Origin of the sequence: Corynebacterium sp. H130, assembly GCF_037572395.1 — a bacterium.
GTDB lineage: Bacteria > Actinomycetota > Actinomycetes > Mycobacteriales > Mycobacteriaceae > Corynebacterium.
Map to the genome: position 1 here is coordinate 353,322 of NZ_JBBHLA010000004.1, position 6,536 is coordinate 359,857.

The 6,536-nt window shown below is 59.8% G+C and carries 5 protein-coding genes; 1 reads left to right on the top strand and 4 read right to left on the bottom strand.

Annotated elements, in window-relative coordinates; all coding sequences use genetic code 11:
• The first annotated feature begins 54 nt into the window (after nt 1–54).
• Nucleotides 55–783, top strand: coding sequence for an AIM24 family protein (locus WG939_RS09835; protein ID WP_339985218.1), 729 nt, complete (start codon nt 55–57; stop codon nt 781–783).
• Nucleotides 784–846: 63 nt separating this feature from the next.
• Here the strand turns inward: WG939_RS09835 and gcvH are convergent, their stop codons facing one another.
• The 4 genes from gcvH to sucB all read right to left on the bottom strand — a co-directional run.
• Nucleotides 847–1,224, bottom strand: coding sequence for a glycine cleavage system protein GcvH (gene gcvH / locus WG939_RS09840; protein ID WP_339985220.1), 378 nt, complete (start codon nt 1,222–1,224; stop codon nt 847–849).
• A gap of 18 nt (nt 1,225–1,242) precedes the next feature.
• Nucleotides 1,243–2,310, bottom strand: a complete 1,068-nt coding sequence (gene gcvT / locus WG939_RS09845) for a glycine cleavage system aminomethyltransferase GcvT (RefSeq protein ID WP_339985222.1) — start codon at nt 2,308–2,310, stop codon at nt 1,243–1,245.
• A complete protein-coding gene (gene gcvP, locus WG939_RS09850) occupies nt 2,310–5,162 on the bottom strand; it encodes an aminomethyl-transferring glycine dehydrogenase (RefSeq protein ID WP_339985225.1) in 2,853 nt (950 codons plus the stop codon). The genes gcvT and gcvP overlap by 1 nt, the downstream gene beginning before the upstream one ends.
• Before the next feature lie 205 nt (nt 5,163–5,367).
• Nucleotides 5,368–6,536: 2-oxoglutarate dehydrogenase, E2 component, dihydrolipoamide succinyltransferase (sucB, locus tag WG939_RS09855; protein ID WP_339985227.1), on the bottom strand; the 1,169-nt coding region annotated here is incomplete at its 5' end.

Below are 6,536 nucleotides of genomic sequence, written 5' to 3' on the forward strand. Positions count from 1 at the left end.
AACAATACTACTATCGGGCGTACACCCAATCCGACCCACGAAAGAAAGGCTCCCATGATCTACGGCGATTTGTTCCAGTCGTACAACGAAGTGCAGTCCAATGACCAGTTCGTGCAGCAAAACAAGAAGTTGCTCAAGGCAAACCTGAGCAACGGTCCAATCCAGGCCAAGGTCGGTTCCATGGTGGCCTACCAGGGTGATGTTCGGTTCCAGAATAAGGGGTCGGGAAGCCTGGGGAAGATGTTTAAGAAGGCCGTCACCGGCGAGGGCGTGGAAATGATGGAAGTGTCCGGTGGCGGACAGGTCTTCCTCGCTGATGCTGCGCAGGAAGTGCAGATCTTCTACCTGGAGAACGACATGGTGTCCGTTAACGGACGCAACGTGCTTGCTTTTTCCTCGTCGATTCAGTGGGATGTGCACCGCATCAAGGGCGGCGGAATGATGGCCGGTGGCCTATTCAACGTGTCTCTGCGTGGCACTGGTTTCGTTGCCATCACTACGGACGGCGAACCAATGGCCCTGAACGTTTCTGAGGCCCCGACCTTTGCCGACCCACAAGCAGCCGTGCTGTGGACCGGAGGAGTACAGATGCAGGTAAAGACGGACTTCTCTGGTGGCCTCGGCTCCATGATCCACGGCGGCACCGGCGAGAGCCTCCAGCTGGCCTTCGGCGGCCAAGGCGCCGTCATCATTCAGCCATCTGAAGGCCCAACTATCTGGGATCAAGTCGGCAGCGATGGCGGTTCCGGAGGCGGTAGCGTCCTGGGTAACCTGTTCGACTAACACACAAAAAGTGGGGCACTTTCCTTCCATTGGAAAGTGCCCCACTTCGAGTTTGAGCGACTATTAGATGCCGTTCTTCTCTGCGTACTCAGCAGCGGTCATGACTGGTCCGACCTCGGTGATCTGAACCTCGAACAGCCAACCTGCCTCGAATGGGTCAGAGTTGATGGTCTCTGGCGCGTCAGCGAGCTCCTCGTTGATGGCGGTGACGGTGCCGTTGACAGGGGAGAAGATGTCGGAGACGGACTTGGTGGACTCCACCTCGCCACAAGACTCGCCGATTTCTACGGTGTCGCCAACAGCTGGCAGGTCAACGTAGACGATTTCGCCCAGTGCGTTGGCGGCGAAATCGGTGATGCCGACCTTTGCGGTCGCGCCGACCTCGGTGGAGGTGATCCACTCGTGGTCCTCGGAGTAAGAGAAAGACTCAGGCAAAGACATGTGCGTTCCTTTCAGGATTTAAGCGCGCTTGTAAAACGGAAGTTTAACCACAGTGTACGTGTGCTTCTTGCCACGGATATCAACATCCAAGGTGTTTCCTTCTTCGGCAAATTCTGCGTCCACGTAAGCCAGTGCGATGGGGTAGCCAAGGGTTGGGGAGAGCTGACCGGAGGTCACCACACCGATCTCTTCGCCTGACGGCGAGAGAATAACCGACTCAGCACGGGCAGCACGACGGCCTTCGCCCTGCAGACCAATGAGCTTGCGAGCTGGGGTGTAGTCAGCGAGCAGCACCTCGGAACCAACGAATGGCTCTTCCTTCTTCTTGGACACGACCATGCCAAGGCCAGCATCCGCCGGCTTCAGGTCAAGGTTTAGCTCGTGGCCGTACAGTGGCATGCCTGCCTCGAGACGCAGGGAGTCGCGGCATGCGAGGCCGCAAGGCAGCAGGTCGAAGGCGGAACCGGCGTCGATAAGCGCCTGCCATAGGGCGGTGGCTTCGGTGGCTGGGAGGAACAGCTCGAAGCCGTCTTCGCCGGTGTAGCCGGTGCGGGCGAGAAGGACGTCGTGGCCGAGGATGGTGGCTGGGGCAGCGGTGTAGTACTTCAGCTCCGGGATGTCGCCGAGCATTTCCGCGGCGCGTGGGCCCTGGACTGCGATGAGGGCGGTGTCGGCGGACTCGTCGGTGACGGTCACGTCGAAACCTTCTGCGCGCTCAGCGAGCAGGCCAGCGACGGTCTTGGCGTTGCCAGCGTTCGGGACGACCAGGAATTCTTCCTCGCCGAGGCGGTAGACGATGAGGTCATCGATGATGCCGCCCTCTTCGTTCACGATCATCGTGTACTTCGCCTTGCCGAGGGCGATGGCGGAGAGTTGCGAGATCAGCGCGTAGTCAAGGAATTTTCCGGCTTCGGCGCCGGTCACGCGGACTTCGCCCATGTGGGAAAGGTCGAACAGTCCGACATTGGTGCGCACGGCGCGGTGCTCGTCCAGTTCGTTGCCGTAACGCAGTGGCATTTCCCAGCCACCGAAGTCGGTGAACATGGCGCCGAGCTTTTCGTGCTCAGCATGAAGTGGGCTCAGCATTAGTTTTCCTCCATATCGAATGCCTCAGGGGAAGGGCAGGAACACATGAGATTTCGGTCGCCGTAGGCTTCGTTGATACGGCGAACTGCAGGGTAGTACTTGGTCTCGACCAGGCCTGGCACTGGGAAAGCTGCCTGCTGGCGGCTGAACTTGAACTTCCATTCGTCGGCAGCAATCGCTGGAGCAGTGAATGGGGCGTGTGCCAGCACAGAATCCTCGTAAGCAACACGGCCGTCGATGATTTCCTGGATCTCAGCGCGGATACTCTGCATTGCCTGAATGAAGCGATCCAGCTCCTCCAGATCCTCGGATTCCGTTGGCTCGACCATGAGGGTGCCGGCCACAGGGAAGGACAGCGTTGGTGCGTGGAAGCCGTAGTCAACCAGGCGCTTTGCGACGTCCGTTGCTGTCACTCCACTGTCCTTGGTCAGCTCACGCAGGTCAAGGATGCACTCGTGCGCCACCAGGCCGCCTTCGCCGGTGTACAGCGTTGGGAAGTGGTCGCGCAGCTGGAAGGAGATGTAGTTGGCGTTGAGGATCGCGGTAGCGGTGGCTGCGCGCAGGCCCTCGATGCCCATCATCGCGATGTAAGCGTAAGGAATCGGCAGGACGCCTGCAGAGCCGTGGAGGGCGCCAGCGACAGGAACACCTTCGCTAGTTGCGACTGGCTGCGCTGGGTCAACGTCGCGGGCGTCGGTGGGCAGGAATGGCACGAGGTGCTTAGCCACACAGACTGGGCCGACGCCTGGGCCACCACCGCCGTGAGGGATGGTGAAAGTCTTGTGCAGGTTCAGGTGGGAAACGTCGCCACCGAACTCGCCTGGACCAGCGATGCCAGTGAGGGCGTTCATGTTGGCGCCGTCGATGTAGACCTGTCCGCCAGCGTCGTGCACCTTCTTGCATACCGTGCGCACGGTGTCTTCGAATACGCCGTGGGTGGATGGGTAGGTGATCATGATGCCGGCGATGTGGTCGCCGTGCTTGGCGATCTTGGCGTCGAGATCCTCAACGTCGATGGAGCCGTCTGGGGCGGTTGCAACGACGGCTACGCGGAGGTTAGCCAGCGTTGCGGAGGCAGCGTTGGTGCCGTGTGCGGACTGCGGAATCAGGACGATGTCGCGGTTCTCATCGCCGTTGGCAACGTGGTAGCGACGGATAGCTAGCAGACCGGCAAGCTCGCCCATGGCGCCGCTTGGTGGCTGCACGGAAACCTTGGCGTAGCCGGTGATCTTTGCGAGCCATTCTTCCAGCTCTGCGATGAGTTCCTTCCAGCCCTGCGCGTCAGCCTCAGGCGCGTATGGGTGGATGCCAGCGAAGCCTGGGTAGGAGATAGCCTCCATGCCAGCGGTTGGGTTCAGCTTCATGGTGCAAGAACCCAGTGGGATCATCGTGCGATCCAGTGCGAGGTCGCGATCGCCCAGCTTGCGGATGTAGCGCATCATCTGGGTCTCGGAGTGCATCTGGTTGAAGATTGGGTGCTCGAGGATAGCGTCGGTACGCAGCAGGGAATCGAGGTCATCCTGCACTGCTTCCTTCACATCGGAAACACCGAAGAATTCTGCCAGCGCTGCCACATCCTTTTCGGATGCGGACTCGCCGAAGGAGATGGACACCTTGTCGCTGCCGATGGCGCGGAGCAGGTAGCCGGCTTCGCCCGCCTTGTCGACGATCTCCGGCGCATTCGCTACCTGGACAGTGATCGTGTCGAAGAACTGCTGGTGAAGAACGGTAAGACCTGCCTCGCCCAGCGTGCGTGCCAGCTGGCTTGCCAGGCTGTGAACCCGAGAAGCAATGGCGAAGAGGCCGGCAGGTCCGTGGTAGACCGCGTACATGGAAGCGGTGACTGCCAGGAGTGCCTGGGCAGTACAAATGTTGGACGTGGCCTTCTCGCGGCGGATGTGCTGCTCACGAGTCTGCAGGGCGAGGCGGTAGGCAGGCTTGCCGTCTTCGTCGATGGAGACGCCGACGAGGCGACCTGGCATCTGACGCTTCAACTTGTCGGAAACAGCCATGAACGCTGCGTGTGGTCCGCCGAAGAACAGTGGCACACCGAAGCGCTGGGAAGAGCCGACGCTGATGTCTGCGCCAAGTTCGCCTGGGGACTTGAGCAGTACGAGGCTCAGTAGATCGGCAACAACGGTAGCCAAGCCGCCCTTGGCGTGAATGTCCTCGATGACCTGCGTTGGGTCAACGATGTCGCCTTCGGTGCCTGGGTAAGCAATGACGACGCCGACGAGGTCTTCGCCGACAAGGCCGTCAGCCAGGTTGGTGATTTCGACTTCCAAGTCGATGACGCGGGCGCGCTCTGCAGCCACTGACAGAACTTGTGGGTGGAGTCGGGAGTCAAGCACCACGCGGCGTCCCTTGCGAACGGCGCGGCTCATCAGGCCGATTGCTTCTGCGACGGCAGTTGCTTCGTCGAGCAGAGATGCGTTAGCAATGTCGAGGCCGGTGAGTTCGGTGATCATCGTCTGGAAGTTCAGCAATGCCTCCAGGCGGCCCTGGGAAATTTCAGGCTGGTAGGGAGTGTAGGCAGTGTACCAACCGGCATCCTCGAGCACACCGCGACGGATCACTGGTGGGGTGATGGTGTCGCTGTAACCCTGGCCGTAGAACACCTTCTTTACGTTGTTCTTGGAGGCAAGTTCCTGCAGGCGTGCCTGAACTTCGAATTCAGATACTGGTTCTGGGAGCTCCGGGGCATTGGCGAAAGCGAGGCCCTCGGGGAGTGCTGCGGCGACAAGATCCTCCAGGCTTTCGTAGCCCAGGGTTGCGAGCATGTATCGCTCTTCAGGGAGATTCGGGCCGAGGTGTCGACCGACGAATGCTGCCGGATTCCATTGGTTAGTCATGGAATAACCTGCTCCTTAGTTGGTTGAAAAACAATTCTTCTCACCACTTTATATGGCATTGGTCTCCCCGGGATGCCATTTGTGAAACACCTCTAGCTGCAGTGGTGATGACCTGCAACGTTAGGTTGTCTTAGACATGGAAATAGGGAGAAAAACAGCCACCACCGAGCTGACGCTCAGTGGTGGCTGTGAATCACTTTTCGAGTTAGAGCTCGAGGTCACCCTCGAAGTCGATGTTCTCGAGGCGATCGCGGACGGTGGTCATGAATCGACCTGCGTCTGCGCCGTCGATCAGCTGGTGATCGTAGGTCATTGGCAGGTAGACCATCTGGCGGATCGCAATAGCGTCGTTGCCATCCTCGGTGATGACTACTGGGCGCTTGACGATGGCGCCGGTGCCGATCATCGCAGCCTGTGGTGGTACGAGGATTGGGGTGTCGGACAGTGCGCCCTCCGAGCCAATGTTGGTGATGGTGAAGGTGCCACCCATCAGGTCGTTTGGCTTGAGCTTGTTGTTGCGAGCGCGGTCAGCGATGTCCACGATGGCCTTAGCTAGCTCTGGCAGGCTCATGTCCTGTGCGTTGTGGATGACAGGGGAGAGCAGTCCAGCAGGGGTGTCCACGGCGATGCCGAGGTTCACAGCTGGGTGGTAGGTGATCTCCTTGGTCTTTGCGTTGTAAGACGCGTTGACGTTCGGGTGGGAAACCAGTGCCTCGACAACTGCCTTTGCGAAGAATGGCAGGTAGGTGAGGTTCACGCCGTGCTTCTCGATGAAAGCTGGCTTCTTAGCCTTGCGCAGCTCGGCAATACGGGTCATGTCGACCTCGTGCAGCTGAGTCAGCTGTGCGGCACCGTGCAGGGACTCGAGAGTCTTGACAGCGGTGATCTCGCGGATGCGGTTCACACGCACCGTGGTGCCACGCAGCTTGGCCTTCTCTGGATCCACGGACTTGGTGGAAACGTTAGCCTTTGGAGCTGCAGCAGCTGGAGCGTCGCCCTGGCCGGCAGCAGCGAGAACGTCCTGCTTGCGGATGCGGCCACCGACACCGGTGCCCTCAACCTTGGACAGGTCAACGCCGTGCTTGTCAGCGAGCTTGCGTACCAGTGGCGTGACGTAAGGAGCGTCAGAGTTATCAACCTTGGCAGGAGCCTCCTGCTTTGGAGCCTCAACCTTGGCAGCGACCTCTTCCTTCTTAGGCTCCTCGGCCTTAGGTGCCTCTTCCTTAGGTGCTTCTTCCTTAGGTGCCTCTGCCTTTGGTGCTGGTGCGGAGCCGTCGCCGATGCGGACGATGACTTCGCCGACGTCTACGGTGTCGTCTTCCTGGAACAGGATCTCAACGATGGTGCCTGCGACTGGGGAAGGAACTTCGGTGT